The 18,109-nt window shown below is 71.0% G+C and carries 15 protein-coding genes; 1 reads left to right on the plus strand and 14 read right to left on the minus strand.

Annotated features, from left to right (window positions below):
• Positions 1-64: 64 nt before the first annotated feature.
• Both lspA and ACZ6MA_RS01235 read right to left on the minus strand, forming a co-directional pair.
• A complete protein-coding gene (gene lspA, locus ACZ6MA_RS01230; RefSeq protein ID WP_469430088.1) occupies positions 65-640 on the minus strand; it encodes a signal peptidase II in 576 nt (191 codons plus the stop codon).
• Positions 641-717: 77 nt separating this feature from the next.
• Positions 718-1,536: a TraR/DksA family transcriptional regulator gene (locus tag ACZ6MA_RS01235; RefSeq protein ID WP_469430089.1), complete on the minus strand. Its 819-nt coding sequence runs from the start codon at positions 1,534-1,536 to the stop codon at positions 718-720.
• Positions 1,537-2,004: 468 nt separating this feature from the next.
• On the opposite strand from ACZ6MA_RS01235, the gene ileS reads away from it, so the two are divergent.
• Positions 2,005-5,148, plus strand: coding sequence for an isoleucine--tRNA ligase (gene ileS, locus ACZ6MA_RS01240; RefSeq protein WP_469430090.1), 3,144 nt, complete (start codon positions 2,005-2,007; stop codon positions 5,146-5,148).
• 254 nt (positions 5,149-5,402) lie between these two features.
• On the opposite strand, the gene ACZ6MA_RS01245 is transcribed toward ileS, so the two are convergent.
• The 12 genes from ACZ6MA_RS01245 to ACZ6MA_RS01300 form a co-directional block, all read right to left on the minus strand.
• Positions 5,403-6,596: a DivIVA domain-containing protein gene (locus tag ACZ6MA_RS01245; RefSeq protein ID WP_469430092.1), complete on the minus strand. Its 1,194-nt coding sequence runs from the start codon at positions 6,594-6,596 to the stop codon at positions 5,403-5,405.
• A gap of 49 nt (positions 6,597-6,645) precedes the next feature.
• Positions 6,646-6,936: a YggT family protein gene (locus ACZ6MA_RS01250; protein ID WP_469430094.1), complete on the minus strand. Its 291-nt coding sequence runs from the start codon at positions 6,934-6,936 to the stop codon at positions 6,646-6,648.
• Positions 6,937-7,010: 74 nt separating this feature from the next.
• Complete coding sequence (locus ACZ6MA_RS01255; protein WP_130877828.1) at positions 7,011-7,613, minus strand: cell division protein SepF; 603 nt, start codon at positions 7,611-7,613, stop codon at positions 7,011-7,013.
• Positions 7,614-7,736: 123 nt separating this feature from the next.
• The gene (locus ACZ6MA_RS01260; protein WP_469430096.1) at positions 7,737-8,468 is read right to left on the minus strand and encodes a YggS family pyridoxal phosphate-dependent enzyme; all 732 of its coding nucleotides are present in this window, start codon (positions 8,466-8,468) and stop codon (positions 7,737-7,739) included.
• Complete coding sequence (gene pgeF / locus ACZ6MA_RS01265) at positions 8,465-9,232, minus strand: peptidoglycan editing factor PgeF (RefSeq protein WP_469430097.1); 768 nt, start codon at positions 9,230-9,232, stop codon at positions 8,465-8,467. Before pgeF ends, ACZ6MA_RS01260 begins: the two co-directional genes overlap by 4 nt.
• A gap of 28 nt (positions 9,233-9,260) precedes the next feature.
• Positions 9,261-10,502: a cell division protein FtsZ gene (gene ftsZ, locus ACZ6MA_RS01270; protein WP_469430098.1), complete on the minus strand. Its 1,242-nt coding sequence runs from the start codon at positions 10,500-10,502 to the stop codon at positions 9,261-9,263.
• A 239-nt stretch (positions 10,503-10,741) separates the two neighbouring features.
• Complete coding sequence (locus ACZ6MA_RS01275; RefSeq protein ID WP_469430100.1) at positions 10,742-11,581, minus strand: cell division protein FtsQ/DivIB; 840 nt, start codon at positions 11,579-11,581, stop codon at positions 10,742-10,744.
• Positions 11,582-11,609: 28 nt separating this feature from the next.
• A complete protein-coding gene (murG, locus tag ACZ6MA_RS01280; RefSeq protein ID WP_469430101.1) occupies positions 11,610-12,704 on the minus strand; it encodes an undecaprenyldiphospho-muramoylpentapeptide beta-N-acetylglucosaminyltransferase in 1,095 nt (364 codons plus the stop codon).
• Positions 12,705-12,710: 6 nt separating this feature from the next.
• A complete protein-coding gene (gene ftsW, locus ACZ6MA_RS01285) occupies positions 12,711-14,093 on the minus strand; it encodes a putative lipid II flippase FtsW (RefSeq protein ID WP_469430102.1) in 1,383 nt (460 codons plus the stop codon).
• Between the two features lie 60 nt (positions 14,094-14,153).
• Positions 14,154-15,641: a UDP-N-acetylmuramoyl-L-alanine--D-glutamate ligase gene (gene murD / locus ACZ6MA_RS01290; RefSeq protein WP_469430103.1), complete on the minus strand. Its 1,488-nt coding sequence runs from the start codon at positions 15,639-15,641 to the stop codon at positions 14,154-14,156.
• On the minus strand, positions 15,623-16,687 hold the full coding sequence (gene mraY / locus ACZ6MA_RS01295) for a phospho-N-acetylmuramoyl-pentapeptide-transferase (protein ID WP_184730560.1): 1,065 nt from the start codon (positions 16,685-16,687) through the stop codon (positions 15,623-15,625). Before mraY ends, murD begins: the two co-directional genes overlap by 19 nt.
• Positions 16,687-18,108, minus strand: a complete 1,422-nt coding sequence (locus ACZ6MA_RS01300; protein ID WP_469430106.1) for a UDP-N-acetylmuramoyl-tripeptide--D-alanyl-D-alanine ligase — start codon at positions 18,106-18,108, stop codon at positions 16,687-16,689. The genes mraY and ACZ6MA_RS01300 overlap by 1 nt, the downstream gene beginning before the upstream one ends.
• Position 18,109 lies beyond the last annotated feature (1 nt).

An 18,109-nucleotide genomic window follows, 5' to 3' on the forward strand; every position in this document is an offset into this window, starting at 1 on the left:
CCGTCCGGGACGACGGCGGCCCGGCCCCGTCCCGGACCGGGCCGAAAGGCGTACGGCGAAGCCGTCAGTCGTCCGTGTGGACCGTGCCGTCCGGGTCCAGGCCGCGGAAGGAGAGGATCACGATCAGGAAGCCGCCGCAGACGATCGCGGAGTCCGCGAGGTTGAAGACCGCGAAGTGCGCGGGGGCGATGAAATCCACCACCCCGCCCTCGAAGCCGCCGGGCGACCGGAAGAGCCGGTCGGTGAGGTTGCCGAGGGCGCCGCCGAGCAGCAGACCGAGCGCGATCGCCCACGGCAGGCTGTAGAGCTTGCGGGCCAGCCGCGCGATGACCACGATCACGGCGGTGGCGATCACGGTGAAGACGATGGTCATCGCCTCGCCGATGCCGAAGGCCGCGCCGCGGTTGCGGATCACGTTGAACTGGAGCCAGGTGCCGAACACCTCGATCGGGTCGTGATGCTCCAGCTTGGCGACCACCACCAGCTTGCTGGCCAGGTCGAGCAGATAGGCGCAGACGGCAACCGCGAGGAGCACGCCGATCCGCCGCCGGCCCTTGGCCGCGCTGTTCTCGCCGGCCGTCGCCTCTCCGGCGCCGTCGGCGCCCTCCGGCATACCGGTGGCCTGTTCCGCCTCTGTCACGTGAGTCCCTCGACGTCGTCCCACGCCAGGGCCCCGCCTGGCTGAGGTCGAGGGTACGGCACGGCGTGCGCGCTCGGTCAGCGACGTTCCTGACGTTGTTTGCACTCGACACACAGCGTGGCGCGCGGAAAGGCCTGCATCCTGGCCTTTCCGATGGGATTGCCACAGTTCTCACAGATCCCGTACGTACCGGCCCCGAGCCGCTCCAACGCCCGCTCGGTCTGTTCCAGCATCTCCCGGGCGATCGCGGCCAGGGCCAGCTCGTGCTCGCGCGTGATGTTCTTGGTGCCGGTGTCGGCCTGGTCGTCCCCCGCGCCGTCGCCCGAGTCGCGCATCAGACCGCTGATGGCCTCCTGGGCGGTGTCGATCTCGGCCCGCAGCCGGGCGACCTCGTCCCGCAGCTCCGTGCGGGCCCCGGCCACCTCCTCGGGCGACCAGGGCTCCTCACCGGGGCGTACGGCGAGCGCGCCGGGCTCCGCCGCGCCCGTGCGGGCCCCCGGCACCGTCTTCGCGGCCTCTGTCTCGCTCATGGTCTTCTTCGCGGCCACCGTCCTGGCTCCCGTCTTCTTGGCGGGCACCGCCTTCTCGGCAGGTGCGGATGCCGCTCGCGCGGCCTTAGCGGCTGGTGCGGCCTTCTTGGCCGCGGCCTTGGTGGTGGTCTTGGTGGTTGCCTTCGCGGCGACCGCCTTCTTCGCCGGCGCGGCCTTCTTGGCGGGCGCGGCCTTCTTCGCCGGTGCCGTCTTCTTCGCCGGTGCCGTCTTCTTCGCGGAGGCGCTCTTCTTCGCGGGGGCCGGGGCGGTCTTGGCGGTCTTCCTGGCCGCGGTCGCGGACTTCGGGGCCGCGGTCGCGGACTTCGTGGCCGGTGCGGCCGTCTTCACGGACTTCTTGGCCACCATGGCCGCGACCCCTTCACATTTTATGATCTTGCGCGTGAATCGTGCCGGAACGATAAATCGCCTCCGGGCACGCGGCAACGGGCCACGCCGGTCTCCACCCTTGTGCCCCGCACCCGGCCCTGTAATCGGCGGCCTCCGGCCGGCCGGGGTAAATCGGTCGGCCGTCCTCGGCGCGGCCCTTTACACTGGGCGCAGCGAAAGGCGTGGAAGGGACGAGTAGCGCCGCACGCAGCCATGAGCGATCCGGGGACGGTGTGAGCCCGGAGGTGTGCGCGGAGTGAAGATCACCCCCGAGCCGCCGGAAGAACGCCCCGCACGGGGTCAGTAGAACCGGTGTCGCGGCCCAATGAGGGGGCCACAGGCGTACTGCCTGCGGCCAAGGAGGGTGGTACCGCGGGAGCGCGAGGCTCTCGTCCCTCCGACGGAGAGCGCGACAGCGCAATGACGTTCCGCCGGAGGCAGACCCAGATGAATCCGCAGCCGCAGTACCGCCAGGTGCCCGCCCAGGTGGACCTTCCCGCGCTCGAGCACGCCGTGCTCGACTTCTGGCGCGAGAACAAGGTCTTCGCCCGCACCCTCGAGCAGTCCGAGGGGCGCCCCGAGTGGGTCTTCTACGAGGGCCCCCCGACCGCCAACGGCATGCCGGGCGCCCACCACATCGAGGCCCGCGTCTTCAAGGACGTCTTCCCCCGCTTCCGCACCATGCAGGGCTATCACGTCGGCCGCAAGGCCGGCTGGGACTGCCACGGTCTGCCGGTCGAGCTGGCGGTGGAGAAGGAGCTGGGCTTCAACGGCAAGCAGGACATCGAGAAGTACGGCATCGCCGAGTTCAACGCGAAGTGCCGGGAGTCCGTGACCCGTCACACCGACGCGTTCACCGAGCTGACCACCCGCATGGGCTACTGGGTCGACCTGGACGACGCGTACCGCACGATGGACCCCGACTACGTCCAGTCCGTGTGGTGGTCGCTGAAGGAGATCTTCAACAAGGGCCTGCTGGTCCAGGACCACCGCGTCGCCCCCTGGTGCCCCCGCTGCGGCACCGGGCTGTCGGACCACGAGCTGGCGCAGGGCTACGAGACGGTCGTCGACCCGTCCGTCTTCGTCCGCTTCCCGCTGACCTCCGGTCCGCTGGCCGGCGAGGCCGCGCTGCTGGTGTGGACGACCACCCCGTGGACCCTGGTCTCCAACGTCGCCGCCGCCGCGCACCCGGACGTCACCTATGTCGTGGCCACCGACGGCAACGAGAAGCTGGTCGTCGCCGAGCCGCTGCTGGAGAAGTCCCTCGGCGAGGGCTGGACCGCCACCGGGCAGTCCTTCACCGGCCGCGAGATGGAGCGCTGGGCCTACCGCCGCCCGTTCGACCTGGTCGAGCTGGAGGGCGCCAACTTCGTCGTCAACGCCGAGTACGTGACGACCGAGGACGGCACCGGCCTCGTCCACCAGGCCCCGGCCTTCGGTGAGGACGACCTCAAGACCTGCCGCGCCTACGGCCTGCCGGTCGTGAACCCCGTCCGCCCGGACGGCACCTTCGAGGAGGGCCTCGGCCTCGTCGGCGGCGAGTTCTTCAAGAAGGCCGACGAGAAGCTCGTCGCGGACCTCTCCGAGCGCGGCCTGCTGTTCCAGCACATCGCCTACGAGCACAGCTACCCGCACTGCTGGCGCTGCCACACCGCGCTGCTCTACTACGCGCAGCCGTCCTGGTACATCCGCACCACCGCCGTGAAGGACCGGCTTCTCCAGGAGAACGAGAAGACCAACTGGTTCCCCGAGTCGGTCAAGCACGGCCGCTTCGGCGACTGGCTGAACAACAACATCGACTGGGCGCTCTCCCGCAACCGCTACTGGGGCACCCCGCTGCCCATCTGGCGCTGCGAGGAGAACCACCTCACCTGTGTCGGCTCGCTGGCCGAACTCGGCGAGCTGACCGGCACCGACCAGAGCGCGCTCGACCCGCACCGCCCCTACATCGACGACGTCACCTTCCCCTGCACCGCCGACGGCTGCGCGCACACCGCCGTCCGCGTGCCGGAGGTCATCGACGCCTGGTACGACTCGGGTTCGATGCCGTTCGCGCAGTGGGGCTACCCGTACAAGAACAAGGAACTCTTCGAGAAGCGCTACCCGGCGCAGTTCATCTCGGAGGCCATCGACCAGACGCGCGGCTGGTTCTACACCCTGATGGCGGTCGGCACGCTCGTCTTCGACAAGTCGAGCTACGAGAACGTCGTCTGCCTCGGTCACATCCTCGCCGAGGACGGCCGGAAGATGTCCAAGCACCTGGGCAACATCCTCCAGCCGATCCCGCTGATGGACCAGCACGGCGCCGACGCCGTCCGTTGGTTCATGGCGGCCGGCGGTTCCCCGTGGGCCGCGCGCCGCGTCGGGCACGGCACGATCCAGGAGGTCGTCCGCAAGACGCTCCTCACCTACTGGAACACCGTCGCCTTCCAGGCCCTGTACGCCCGTACGGCCGGCTGGGCGCCGTCCGCCGCCGACCCGGCGGCAGCCGAGCGGCCGCTGCTGGACCGCTGGCTGCTCAGCGAGCTGAACGCGCTGACCGACGAGGTCACCCAGGCCATGGACGCCTACGACACCCAGCGCGCCGGCAAGCTGCTGTCCTCCTTCGTGGACGACCTGTCGAACTGGTACGTGCGGCGTTCGCGCCGTCGCTTCTGGCAGGGCGACAAGGCCGCGCTGCGCACGCTGCACGAGGTCGTCGAGACGGTGACCCGGCTGATGGCCCCGCTGGTGCCCTTCATCACCGAGCGGGTGTGGCAGGACCTCATCGTGCCGGTCGACCCCGAGGCCCCGGCGTCGGTCCACCTCGCCACCTGGCCGAAGGCGGACACCGCCCTCGTCGACCCGACGCTGTCCCAGCAGATGCTGCTCGTCCGGCGCCTGGTCGAGCTCGGCCGCGCCACGCGCGCCGAGTCGGGGGTCAAGACCCGTCAGCCGCTGTCCCGCGCGCTGGTCGCGGCCGCCGGCTTCGAGTCGCTGGGCGCGGAGCTGCGGGCGCAGATCACCGAGGAGCTGAACGTCTCCTCCCTGGCCTCGCTGAGCGAGGTCGGTGGTTCGCTGGTCGACACCACGGCCAAGGCCAACTTCCGCGCCCTGGGCAAGCGGTTCGGCAAGGGCGTCCAGGCGGTGGCCAAGGCCGTCGCCGAGGCGGACGCCGCCGCGCTGTCGCTGGCCCTGCGCGAAGGCACCGCGTCGGTGGTCGTCGACGGCGAGCCCGTGGCGCTCTCCCCCGACGAGGTCATCATCACCGAAACCCCCCGCGAGGGCTGGTCGGTGGCCTCCGACTCGGGTGCGACCGTGGCGCTCGACCTGGAGATCACCCCGGAGCTGCGTCGCGCCGGGCTCGCCCGTGACGCGATCCGTCTGATCCAGGAGGCGCGCAAGAACAGCGGCCTGGACGTCGCCGACCGGATCGCGGTCCGCTGGTCCGCGTCCGGCGCCGAGACGGCCGAGGCCCTGGCCGAGCACGCGGGCCTCATCGCGGACGAGGTCCTCGCGCTCGACTTCGCCCAGGGCGAGGGTGACGACTCCTACGGCGAGTCGTTCGAGGACGAGGGGCTCGGCCTCACGTTCCGCCTCCGCAAGCGGTAACTGCCGGGCGGCGTCGGCCGCCTGACACACCACCCGGTGCGCCCGGGGGCCAAGGCCCCTGGACGCACCGGGTTTTGTCGTACCGCGAGCGGCCCGGCGGGCATGCCACTGACGCCCGGACGGCTTGCGGACGACATACAAACGGTTTGCGGGACGGCTTGCGGAACGACTTGTGGGACGACGGAAACGGGCCGGGCCCGGGACATGAAGTCCCGGGCCCGGCCCGTTGATTGCCGACGTCCGACGCCGAGCGTTTAGTTGTCGTCCTCGTCGATCAGGAAGCCCCGCATCGGGGACGGAGCCTGCTGCATCGGCTGCTGGCCCTGCGGCCGGACCGGTGCCATCGGCTGCGTCATCGCCGGGGACATCTGCTGCTGGCCGCCGTAGGACGGGGCACCCGTCGCACCGCCGTGGCCGCCCATGGACGGGTTGCCGCCCATGCTGTGGCCACCCATGCCCGCACCGGCCGAAGCCATGGACCCGCTCATCGAGGGGGCCGCCGGCAGCGACGCGGTCGCCGGGGTACGGGGCGGGGCGAGCGAGTCGTCCGCCTGGTTCTCCAGCTGGCGCAGCTGGCTCTCCAGGTAGGACTTGAGCCGGGTGCGGTACTCGCGCTCGAAGCCGCGCAGGTCCTCGACCTTGCGCTCCAGCGTGGCGCGAGCGGACTCCAGGGAGCCCATCGCCACGCGGTGCTTCTCCTGCGCGTCCCGCTCCAGGGCGTCGGCCTTGGCGCGGGCGTCCCGCTCCAGGCCCTCGGCGCGGCTGCGCGCCTCGCCGACGATCTTGTTGGCCTCGGAACGGGCCTCCGCGATCGCCTGGTCGGCGGTCTGCTGCGCGAGCGAGAGCACACGTGCGGCACTGTCGCCGCCCGGGCCCTGGCCCTGCTGCTGCATCTGCTGGCCGGGGCCGCCCATCGGACCGTTCTGGCCCATGCCCTGGCCCATCGGACCGGGACCGTTCTGCCCCATGCCGTTCTGACCCATCGGGCCGTTCTGCCCCATGGGACCGTTCTGTCCCATCGGACCGCCCATGGGGCCGCCCATCGGACCGTTCTGTCCCATGGGACCCGGACCGTGGGGACCCTGCGGGCCGTGGCCGTGACCGCTGGGGCCGGCCGGCAGCTGCGGGGCACCGCCCGGAAGCTGCGGCGGGCCGCCCATCTGCTGCTGCTGCGGCACCGGCTGCGGTCCGGATATGGCGGCGGGCACCGGAGCGCCCGGTCGCTGGTCCTGCGGCTCGGGCTTGCGCATTCCCTGCTGCTGGTTCTGCGCGGCGGCCCGCGTGGCCGCGGCCAGCTTGGCGCGCAGGTCCTCGTTCTCCCGCAGCAGACGGGTCAGTTCGGCCTCGACCTCGTCCAGGAAGGCATCGACCTCGTCCTCGTCATAGCCTTCTCGGAGACGGACGGTCGTGAACTGCTTGTTCCGCACGTCCTCGGGGGTCAACGGCATCTCTTCTTCACCTCAACGTAGTCGTCGGCAACCGGCAAGACCGTATCGCTCACACCAACGCCCGCCTGACGACGGCGGTCAGGATGTAAACAATGATCATCAATACGAAGAAGGACAGGTCGAGCGCCACGCCCCCGAGACGCAGCGGCGGAATGAACCGCCGCAGAAGCTTGAGTGGCGGATCGGTGACAGTGTAGGTGGCCTCCAGAACGACCACCATCGCCTTACCGGGTTGCCATGAGCGGGCGAACTGGAAGACGTAATCCATCACCAATCGGAAGATCAGCACAACCAGGAAGCAATACAGCGCGATGTAGATCACCTGCAGTGCGATGTCCATCTCCCGCGCTTCCCTCTCCCCTTGCCCGTACTCGGCCCATTGGCCGTTTTTACCGGTTTGCCCGGTGTTGCGTCTCAGCTCTGGTTGAAGAACCCGCCCTCTGCGATACGGGCCTTGTCCTCCGCCGTGACATCGACGTTAGCAGGAGACAGCAGAAACACCTTCTGTGTCACCCGCTCGATGCTCCCGTGCAGACCGAAGACCAGACCGGCGGCGAAGTCGACGAGGCGCTTCGCGTCGGTGTCGTCCATCTCCGTCAAATTCATGATCACCGGGGTGCCCTCACGGAAGTGTTCCCCGATGGTACGGGCCTCGTTGTAGGTCCGGGGGTGCAATGTCGTGATGCGGTAGGGCTCCCGCTCGGACACAACCTTGGGCATGATCACCGGTGCGTTCTTCTCCAAAGAGTGGCGTTCTGGTGTGATGGATGCCACGGGGGCGATTCGCGCGGGTCGTCCCGTTTCCGCTACGAGCGGAGCCGGTTCGCGCTGGGCAGGTGGCTGGGCGACTCGAACCGGTTCGTCCGATTGCGTCTGTTGTGGCTGGTGTTGCTGTCGGCGCCGATCGGGTTCCGGCTCGGGCTCGAACTCGTCATCGGGGTCGAACCCCGGGCCGTCGTACCCATCGTCCTCCACGAGGCCGAGGTAGACCGCCATCTTGCGCATCGCGCCGGCCATTCTCTGCGTCCTCCGCTCTGTGGTGGATCGGCTCCGCCAACGGGCGCCTTGGATCCACTTGGTCTGTCCGTCTTTTGACGGTAATGACCATATTTTCTGCTGTGGTCCGACTTCTTGGCGACGTTACCGGAGCCTGGGTCGGACTCCGAGTACCGCTGTGCCGACACGTACATGTGTCGCCCCGGCAGCAACGGCGTCCTCGAGGTCCGCGCTCATCCCTGCTGACACCATGTTCGCAGCAGGATGGGCCGAGCGCAGGTCCGTTGCGATTTCCATCAGCCGGTCGAACGCGGCCCGTTGCCGGTCGGCATACGGTCCGACGAGCGGAGCGACCGTCATCAGCCCGGCCGGCCGCAGCCCTTCGGCCGCGGCCAACGCGTCGGCGAGCGCCGCCACGTCGTCCGGGGCGACACCGCCGCGATCCGCCGTCTTCCTCCCGGTCTGTCCCGACTCGGCGTCAAGCGCCACCTGGATCAGGCAGTCGAGCCGCCGGCCGCTGCGGACGGCCGCCGCCGAGAGGGAGTTGACCAGCTTGAGCCGGTCAACGGACTGCACCACATCAGCGTAATTCGCCACGGACCGGACCTTGTTGGTCTGCAGCTGGCCGACGAAGTGCCAGGTAAGGGGCAAATCCGAGCATTCGGCGGCCTTGGGGGCCGCGTCCTGATCGCGGTTCTCCGCGACATGACGGACACCCAGCTCGGCGAGGAGCCGGACGTCGCTCGCGGGGTAGGTCTTGGTGACCACGATCAGGGTCACGTCCCCGCGCTCACGGCCGGCGGCCGCGCAGGCGGAGGAGATACGTTCCTCCACCAGCTCCAGGTTCTGGGCCAGTTGCGTTCTACGGTCCGTCACAGCTCTGCGTCCAACCAGACATAACTCGCGAGTCGCCCCGTGGTGCGCTCACGCCGGTACGAGAAGTGGTCCTTCGACTCCAGCGTACAAATGTGAGATTGTCCGCTGATCCGCACACCAAGCCCGCCGAGTTGGGCCCGGACGCCGGCCGCGACATCCACCGCCGGAGTGCCCTGCCGCGTGGTGGCCCAGGCCTCGGGCACCTTCGCCGCGACCTCGGCGCGCATCGCCTCGGGCACCTCGTAGCAGAGTCCGCAGACCGAGGGGCCGAGCCGGGCGACGATCCGGGCCGGGTCCGCCCCGAGGGCGGTCATCGAGGCGACGACCGCCGGGACGACTCCGGCGACCAGACCCGGGCGGCCGGCGTGGGCCGCTCCCGCGACCCCGGCGACGGGGTCCGCGAGCAGTACCGGCGTGCAGTCCGCGGTGAGCACCGCGAGGACGAGCCCCCGGCGGGCCGTCACCAACGCGTCGACGGCCGGGATGGGGGCGGTGGAACCGGCGTCGCTCCACGGGCCGTCGACCACGGCCACGTCCCGGCCGTGCACCTGGTTCATCCAGACCACCGCGGCCGGGTCGAGGCCGAGTGCCCTCGCCGTCCGCCCGCGGTTGGTCCGCACGGCCGCGGGGTCGTCACCGACCGCGCCGCCGAGGTTCAGCTCGTCATACGGAGCGGCGCTCACCCCGCCCCACCTGTCGGTGAAGGCGAAGTGCGCGCCGCTCGCGTGCTCTTCGGATGTCACTGCGTGCTGTTGCCCTATCACTGGGGGCCGCTCGTTCGATGCCGCCGGACTACTTCAGGAAGTCGGGGACATCCAGTTCCTCGGCGGTGGAGTCCTGGTACGGACGGGCCGGCGGGACCTGCGGCGAGGAGACCGGCGGCGCCGGGATCTCGTTGACCGGGCTCGGGTCGGCCGGCACCGGCTCCTCGGTGCGCGGCGTCACGCTGCCGAGTCCGCCGAAGGCCGGACGGGACGGCTCCGACCGCTCGGCCGGCCGGCTCGGGGCCGGTGCGGCGGGCGCGCTCTCCTCGCGGCCGCCGTAGGAGGAGCCGAGCACCTTGTCGCGGCTGCCCTTGGCCGGCGGCTGGCCGCCGTCGAAGCCTGCCGCGATGACGGTGACCCGGACCTCGTCGCCGAGGGCGTCGTCGATGACGGCGCCGAAGATGATGTTCGCCTCGGGGTGGGCGGCCTCGCTGACCAGCTGGGCGGCCTCGTTGATCTCGAAGAGACCGAGGTCGGAACCACCGGAGATGGAGAGCAGCACACCGCGGGCGCCGTCGATCGACGCCTCCAGGAGCGGCGAGGAGATCGCCATCTCCGCGGCGGCCACCGCGCGGTCGTCGCCGCGCGCCGAGCCGATGCCCATGAGCGCCGAGCCGGCCTCGGACATCACGGACTTGACGTCGGCGAAGTCGAGGTTGATCAGGCCCGGGGTGGTGATCAGATCGGTGATGCCCTGAACGCCCGACAGCAGCACCTGGTCCGCCGACTTGAACGCGTCGAGCACGCTCACCTGACGGTCCGAGATGGACAGCAGTCGGTCGTTGGGGATGACGATGAGGGTGTCGACCTCGTCGCGCAGCCCGGCGATGCCGTCCTCCGCCTGGTTGGCACGGCGGCGGCCCTCGAAGGTGAACGGGCGGGTGACCACACCGATCGTCAGGGCGCCCAGCGAGCGGGCGATGTTGGCGACGACGGGGGCGCCACCGGTGCCGGTGCCGCCGCCCTCGCCCGCGGTCACGAAGACCATGTCGGCCCCCTTGAGGACCTCCTCGATCTCCTCGCGGTGGTCTTCGGCGGCCTTGCGGCCGACGTCGGGGTTGGCGCCGGCGCCGAGGCCGCGGGTGAGCTCCCGGCCGACATCGAGCTTGACGTCGGCGTCGCTCATCAGGAGAGCCTGCGCATCGGTGTTGATCGCGATGAACTCGACGCCCTTGAGACCGACCTCGATCATCCGGTTGATGGCGTTCACGCCACCGCCGCCGATACCGACGACCTTGATGACTGCGAGGTAGTTCTGCGGTGCTGCCACGTCGAAGGCCTCTCGCCTCGAGTTACGTATGCCTGGGGGCGGTTCTCAATGCCGACCCGAACCCTAACGTTGAAGTTTAGGGTTACCGGTGTCACTGTTGTCTGGGTTCTCTGAACAGGACACTAAGTCGACAAGCGGTGCGCGTTCAATGAACACGCCGAACCTCCCGTTTTTCTTTTCACCCTATGTGATCACCCATAGTCGTAGCCAACCAGGGTGCTGGCGGGCCCGGATCGGCGTCAACTCCCCGACGCCGCCGGAGCCCCGGGAGCGCTGACGTCGAAGTGGTCGGCGCCCCGGGCGGCTTTGAGCAATGCCGTGAGCGTACGGGCCTTCGCGTCCCCCCGTTCACCACTCCCCCAGACGACCGTCCGACCGCCCGTCAGTTCCACGGTGATGGAGTCGTACGAGCGTACGCGGATCGACAGCGTGTCCCGGCGGACGGCGGGGGGCAGGTCCACCGCGACGCGGACCGCCTCCCGTTCGAGCCGCTCGGGGCCGAACCGGCGCGTACCGGGCGTATCCTCGGCCGCCATCGTCAGCCGGGGCACCCCCTTCGGGGCTTGATCGACTGTGGCGAACCGCACGCCCGTACCGTCGATTTCGATGAACTTCCCGCCCTTTTCGAGGACGGCTTTCGGCTGCCGCTCGGTCACTTTCAGACTGATTCCATGCGGCCAGGACCGTTCGACCTCCACCGCCTCGATCCTCGGCAGCCGGTCGCGCAGCCGGTCGGCGATGGCGTCGGTGTCCACGGCGGCGAGGGGGTCGCCGAACGGGACGTCGGCCTCCCGGCGGACCTCACCGGGCGTCAGTACGGCGGTGCCGCTGACCTCCACATGAGTGACCCGCAGCCAGCTGGAGCCGTACAGCGCCCAGCCGGCGGCCGCGCCGAGGGCCACGGTGACGGCCGCCCAGCCGAGCAGTCGGCGCCGGCGCGGGGGGATCGGGAGGCGGGGGCGGCGCGGCTTCGCCTTGCCCGGCCGCCCGCCGGAGCGGGGCGGGCCGGACGGCTGCCGCGAGCGCGGCGACTTGTCGTTCTTGCCGCCACCGCGCCGGGCGGTCGTCGGTCCGGCCACGCTCCCCGCCTCCTGCTCCTACGGGCCGTCAGCGGGCCCTGCGTGCGGCAATCGCCTCGTACACCATGCCGACGAGCAGCTCGTCGGCGTCCCGGCGCCCGAACTCGGAGGCGGCGCGGGACATCTCGTACAGCCGGTGCGGGTCGGCGAGCACCGGGAGCACATGGCTCTGCACCCACTCGGGGGTCAGCTCGGCGTCGTCGACCAGCAGACCGCCGCCCGCCTTGACCACCGGCTGGGCGTTGAGCCGCTGTTCGCCGTTGCCGATGGGCAGCGGGACGTAGGCGGCCGGGAGCCCGACGGCGGACAGCTCGGCGACGGTCATCGCGCCCGCGCGGCAGAGCATCATGTCCGCCGCGGCGTACGCGAGGTCCATCCGGTCCACATACGGTACCGGGATATAGGGCGGCATTCCGGGCATGTTGTCCGCGTGCGGCAGGTCGTTCTTCGGGCCGACCGCGTGCAGGATCTGGATGCCGGAGCGCTGGAGCATCGGCGCGACCGCCTGGATGACCTCGTTCAGCCGGCGGGCGCCCTGCGAGCCGCCGGAGACCAGCAGCGTCGGCAGGTTGGGGTCGAGCCCGAACGCCGCGCGCGCCTCGGGCCGGACCGCGGCCCGGTCGAGGGTGGCGATGGTGCGGCGCAGCGGGATGCCGACGTAGCGGGCGTTGCGCAGCTTGCTGTCCGGGGTGCTCACCGCGACCGACGCGGCGTAGCGCGAGCCGATCTTGTTGGCGAGGCCGGGCCGGGCGTTGGCCTCGTGGACGATGATCGGCACCCCGAGCCGCTTGGCGGCCAGATAGCCGGGCAGCGCCACGTAGCCGCCGAAGCCCACCACGCAGTCGGCCTTGGTCCGCTCCAGGATCTGCTCGGCGGCCTTGATGGTGCCGCGCAGCCGTCCCGGAACGGTGATCAGCTCGGGTGTGGGCTTGCGGGGCAGGGGTACGGCGGGGATCAGCCCCAGTTCATAGCCCCGCTCGGGCACGAGCCGGGTCTCCAGGCCCCGCTCCGTGCCGAGCGCCGTGATCCCCACGGTCGGGTCCTGCCTGCGCAGGGCGTCCGCGAGGGCGAGCGCGGGCTCGATGTGGCCGGCGGTCCCCCCGCCGGCGAGTACGACATGCACCGAAATTCACCGCTCTCCGGACGGTCGCTTCTTGACGCGCCGTCTCATCGTCTTCCATCTCACCCCAGGCTGCCGCATGGCGAGCGCTGCCCGCGCACCGGGCTCGTCGCGCGCGAAGGCGATCAGCAGTCCGATGGCGAACATGGTCGGCAGCAGGGCGGAGCCCCCGTAGGAGAACAGCGGCAGGGGGACCCCGGCGATCGGCAGCAAGCCGAGCACCGCACCGATGTTGACCACGGCCTGCGCCGTGATCCAGGTGGTCACACCTCCCGCTGCGTACCTCACGAAGGGGTCCTCCGTGCGTCCGGCCACGCGGATACCCGCATAGCCTAGAGCCGCGAAGAGGGCGAGTACCGACAGCGTCCCCGCGAGACCGAGTTCCTCACCGGTGATGGCGAAGATGAAGTCGGTGTGGGGTTCTGGGAGTTCGCCCCATTTCTCCACACTCGCACCCAGTCCGGCGCCGAACCAGCCGCCGTTGGCGAGGGCGTAGATTCCGTGCACGGCCTGCCAGCACCGGTCGTGGGCACCGGGTTCGGTCGCGCCGATGCAGGCGAGGCGGGACATCCGGTTGGCGCTGGTCTTGATGAACAGCGCGGCGAGCACGGCGGTGACCGCGAAGATCCCGGCGAAGAGCCGGGTCGGGGCGCCCGCCACCCACAGCAGGCCGAGCAGGACCACGCTGAGCACGACGGTGGTGCCCATGTCGCCGCCCAGCATGATCAGGCCGAGCAGCAGGAAGGTGACGGGCACCAGGGGCACCAGGAGGTGTTTCCACTGGCTGAGCAGCTTCTTGGAGTGTTTGCGCGCCAGCAGGTCGGCGCCCCACAGCACGAGGGCGAGCTTGGCGAACTCGCTGGGCTGGAGCTGGAAGGGGCCGCCCAGGGAGATCCAGTTGGTGTTGCCGTTGATGGTCTGCCCGATGCCGGGCACCTGGACCAGGCAGAGCAGGAAGAGGGATCCGGCGAGCAGCGGATAGGCCAGCGCCCGCAGCAGCTTGACGGGCAGCCGGGCGGCGGCCAGCAGCAGCACGGTGCCGATGGCGGCGGCGAGCAGCTGTTTGCGGAAGAAGAAGCTGGGTGGCAGGCCGTTCTGCAGGGCCTTGATCTGGGACGCGGAGTAGACCATCACCAGGCCCAGCACGGTGATCAGCAGAGAGCCGCCGAGGACCAGGTAGTACGCGGTCAGCGGGCGGTCCCAGGCGCGCTTCACGCGCGCGTGCAGCCCGCGCAGCCCGCCGCCGGACGGCCGCCGGGGCCCGCGTGGGCCCCCCGCGCGGATCCGTGCGGGGCGGGGGGCGCGCTGGGGCCGGGGCCGGGCGGGGGCCCCGCGCAGGGCCCGCAGGCCGCCCGGTGTGCCCCCGGTGCCCGCGGTGTCGTCGGCGTGCATCCGGGTGTCCCCTCCGCTGGTCTCCTGGCCGCCGGCCCGCGCCGCGGGGAGATCGGGCGGCTACTCCTCCGGGGTCCGGCCGGTGGCCAGTTCCCGGACCGCGTCGGCGAAGGCCTCGCCGCGCTTGTTGTAGTTGACGAACATGTCCATCGAGGCGCACGCCGGGGCCATGAGGACGGTGTCCCCGGGCCGGGCGAGCCGCGCCGCTTCCCGGACCGCCGCCGCCATCGCCCCAGTGTCGGTCCGGTCGAGGTCCACCACCGGCACATCGGGGGCGTGTCGCGCCAGCGCTTGGCGGATCAGCTCCCGGTCGGCCCCGATCAGCACGACGCCGCGCAGCCGCCCCGCGGAGGCGGTGACCAGGCCGTCGAACGTGGCGCCCTTGGCCAGGCCGCCCGCGATCCACACGATCGACTCGTAGGCGGCCAGGGATGCCTGGGCGGCGTGGGTGTTGGTGGCCTTGGAGTCGTCCACGTAGGCGACGCCGTCGACGTCGGCGACATGGGCGATGCGGTGGGCGTCGGGGCGGAAGGCCCGCAGCCCGTCCCGGACGGCCGTGGCGGGGACGCCGAAGGCGCGGGCCAGGGCCGCCGCCGCGAGGGCGTTGGCGATGTTGTGCGGGGCGGCCGGCGTCACGTCCGAGATCTCGGCCAGCTCCTGCGCCTGCTCCCGGCGGTTCTCCACGAAGGCGCGGTCGACGAGGATGCCGTCGACCACGCCCAGCTCGGAGGGGCCGGGGGTGCCGAGGGTGAAGCCGATGGCACGGCAGCCCTCCTCGACGTCGGCCCCCATGACCAGGCGCTCGGTGGCGGGATCGGCGACGTTGTAGACGCAGGCGATCTCGTTGCCCTCGTAGATGCGGCCCTTGTCGGCGGCGTACGCCTCCATCGAGCCGTGCCAGTCGAGGTGGTCGGGCGCCAGGTTGAGCACGGCCGCGGAGTGGGCGCGCACGGAGGGCGCCCAGTGCAGCTGGTAGCTGGAGAGTTCGACGGCGAGCACGTCGTACGGCTCGGCTCCGTCGCGCCCCTGGGCGAGCACCACGTCGACGATGGGGGTGCCGATGTTGCCGACGGCGACCGTGCGCAGTCCGGCGGCCTCCAGGATGGAGGCGAGCATCTGGACCGTGGTGGTCTTGCCGTTGGTGCCGGTGACGGCGAGCCAGGGGGCCGGCCGCTCGCCGTGCGCGCCGCGCAGCCGCCAGGCGATCTCGACATCGCCGACGACGTCCACGCCCGCCTCGCCGGCGGCGGCGAAGAGCGGGCTCTCGGGCTTCCAGCCGGGTGAGGTGACGACCAGTTCGGTGCCCGGGGGCAGCGTCTCGGCGTCGGCGAGGCGCACGGTGATGCCCTCGCGCTCCAGCTCGGCGGCGCGCTCGCGGTGGGTGGCGCTGTCACCGCCGTCGACGACGGTCACCCGGGCGCCGAGGCCGGCCAGGGCGCGGGCGGCGCTGACGCCGCTCACGCCGAGGCCGGCGACGGTGATGTGCCGCCCGGCCCAGTGGTGGGACGGGGTGGAGGGAGTGGTGGGGGTCACTTGATGGCCAGCCATCCGGCGTAGAAGAGTCCGAGGCCGACGGCCACGCACAGGCCCTGGATGATCCAGAAGCGGACCACCACCAGGACCTCGCTCCACCCCTTGAGTTCGAAGTGGTGCTGGAGCGGTGCCATCTTGAAGACGCGCTTGCCGGTCAGCTTGAAGGAGCCGACCTGGATCACGACGGACATGGTGATCAGGACGAACAGACCGCCGAGGAGGGCGATCAGCAGCTCGGTGCGGGAGCAGATGGCCAGTCCCGCGAGGGCGCCGCCGAGGGCGAGCGAGCCGGTGTCACCCATGAAGATCTTGGCGGGCGAGGTGTTCCACCACAGGAAGCCGAAGCAGGAGCCCATCAGGGCGGAGGCGACGACGGCGAGGTCGAGCGGGTCGCGGACCTCGTAACAGGCGGCGCCGGCGGTCAGCGGGTTGCCGCAGGACTGTCCGTGCTGCCAGGTGCCGATGAAGACGTAGGCGCCGAAGACCATCACGGACGCGCCGGTGGCGAGGCCGTCGAGGCCGTCGGTGAGGTTCACGCCGTTGGACATCGCGAGGATCATGAACAGCGCCCAGACCACGAAGATCACGGGGCCGACGGACCAGCCGAAGTCCTGGGTGAAGGACAGCTTGGTGGAGGCCGGGGTCTGGCCCCGGGTGTCGGCGAACTGCAGCGCGAGGACCGCGAAGGCGATGCCGACGATGAGCTGGCCGGCCATCTTCGCCTTGGCGCGCAGGCCCAGGCTCCGCTGCTTGACGATCTTGATGTAGTCGTCGAGGAAGCCGACCAGGCCCATGCCCGCCATCAGGAACAGCACCAGCACGCCGGAGAACGTCGGCTCGTGGCTGGTGATGACCTTGGTCAGGGCGTAGGCGATGAGCGTGGCCAGGATGAAGGCGATGCCACCCATGGTGGGCGTGCCGCGCTTGCTGTGGTGCTCGCGCGGGCCGTCGTCACGGATGAACTGGCCGTAGCCCTTGCGGGCCAGGAACTTGATCAGCAGCGGGGTGCCGACCAGGGTCAGCAGCAGACCGATGACACCCGCGAACAGGATCTGGTTCATCAGCCGGAGACCTCGCCATCGGTCGCGAGCAGCGCGGCTGCGACCCGCTCCAGGCCGACCGACCTGGACGCCTTCATCAGCACGACGTCTCCCGGACGCAGCTCGCTGCGCAACAGGTCGACCGCCGCCTGCGCGTCGGACACGTGCACCGACTCCTCACCCCACGAACCCTCGTTATAGGCACCCATTTGCAGCCAGGCCGCTTCCCTGCCCCCGACTGCCACGAGCTTGCTGACGTTGAGCCGGACGGCGAGCCGTCCGACCGCGTCGTGCTCGGCGAGTGAGTCCTCGCCGAGCTCGGCCATCTGACCGAGCACGGCCCACGTGCGGCCCCCCTTCGCCGTGGCGGCTTGGCCCATGGCGGCCAGCGCGCGCAGCGCGGCTCTCATGGACTCGGGGTTCGCGTTGTAGGCGTCGTTGACGATCGTCACGCCGTCCGCGCGCTCGGTGACCTCCATCCGCCAGCGGGAGAGCTGGCCCGCCTCGGAGAGCGCGGTGGCGATCTCCTGCGCGGGCATGCCCAGCTCATGGGCGACGGCGGCGGCGGCGAGCGCGTTCGACACGTGGTGCTCACCGTACAGCCGCATGGTCACGTCGCCGCACCCGGTGGGTGTGTGAAGCGTGAAGGCGGGCTGTCCGGTCGCGGTGAGGTGGACGTTCTCGGCCCGGATGTCCGCCTCCTCGGCCTCGCCGAACAGGACGGTGCGGGCCTTGGTGCGGGTGCGCATGGCCCGTACGAGGGGGTCGTCGGCGTTGAGCACGGCGATGCCGCCCTCCGCCGCGGTGGGCAGGCCCTCGACCAGTTCGCCCTTGGCCTGGGCGATCTGCTCACGGCCGCCGAACTCGCCGATGTGCGCGGTGCCGACGTTCAGGACGAGGCCGATGCGCGGCGGGGTGAGTTCGGCGAGGTAGCGGATGTGGCCGATGCCGCGGGCGCCCATCTCCAGCACGAGGTGACGGGTGCTCTCCTGCGCGCGCAGCGCGGTCAGCGGCAGCCCGATCTCGTTGTTGAAGTTGCCGGGCGGCCCCACGGTCGGGCCGATGCGCTCCAGGAGCTGGGCGATCAGGTCCTTGGTGCTGGTCTTGCCGGCCGAGCCGGTGAGCGCGACGACGGTGGTGCCGAGCCGCTCCACGACGGCACGGGCGAGGGCGCCGAGGGCGGCGACGACGTCGTCCACGACGATGGCGGGCACGCCGACGGGCCGGGCGGCCAGGACGGCCACCGCGCCCGCGGCGACCGCGCGCTCGGCGTAGTCGTGGCCGTCGGTGTTCTCCCCGGACAGCGCCACGAAGAGGCTGCCGGGCCGCACGTCACGGGAGTCGATCACGACGGGGCCGTGGGCGGCGACGCCCGGGTCCGGTATGTCGTGCTGCTGCCCGCCGACGAGGGCGGCGATCTCGGCGAGAGACAGAGCGATCACT

This window comes from Streptomyces sp. NPDC042259, assembly GCF_055582085.1.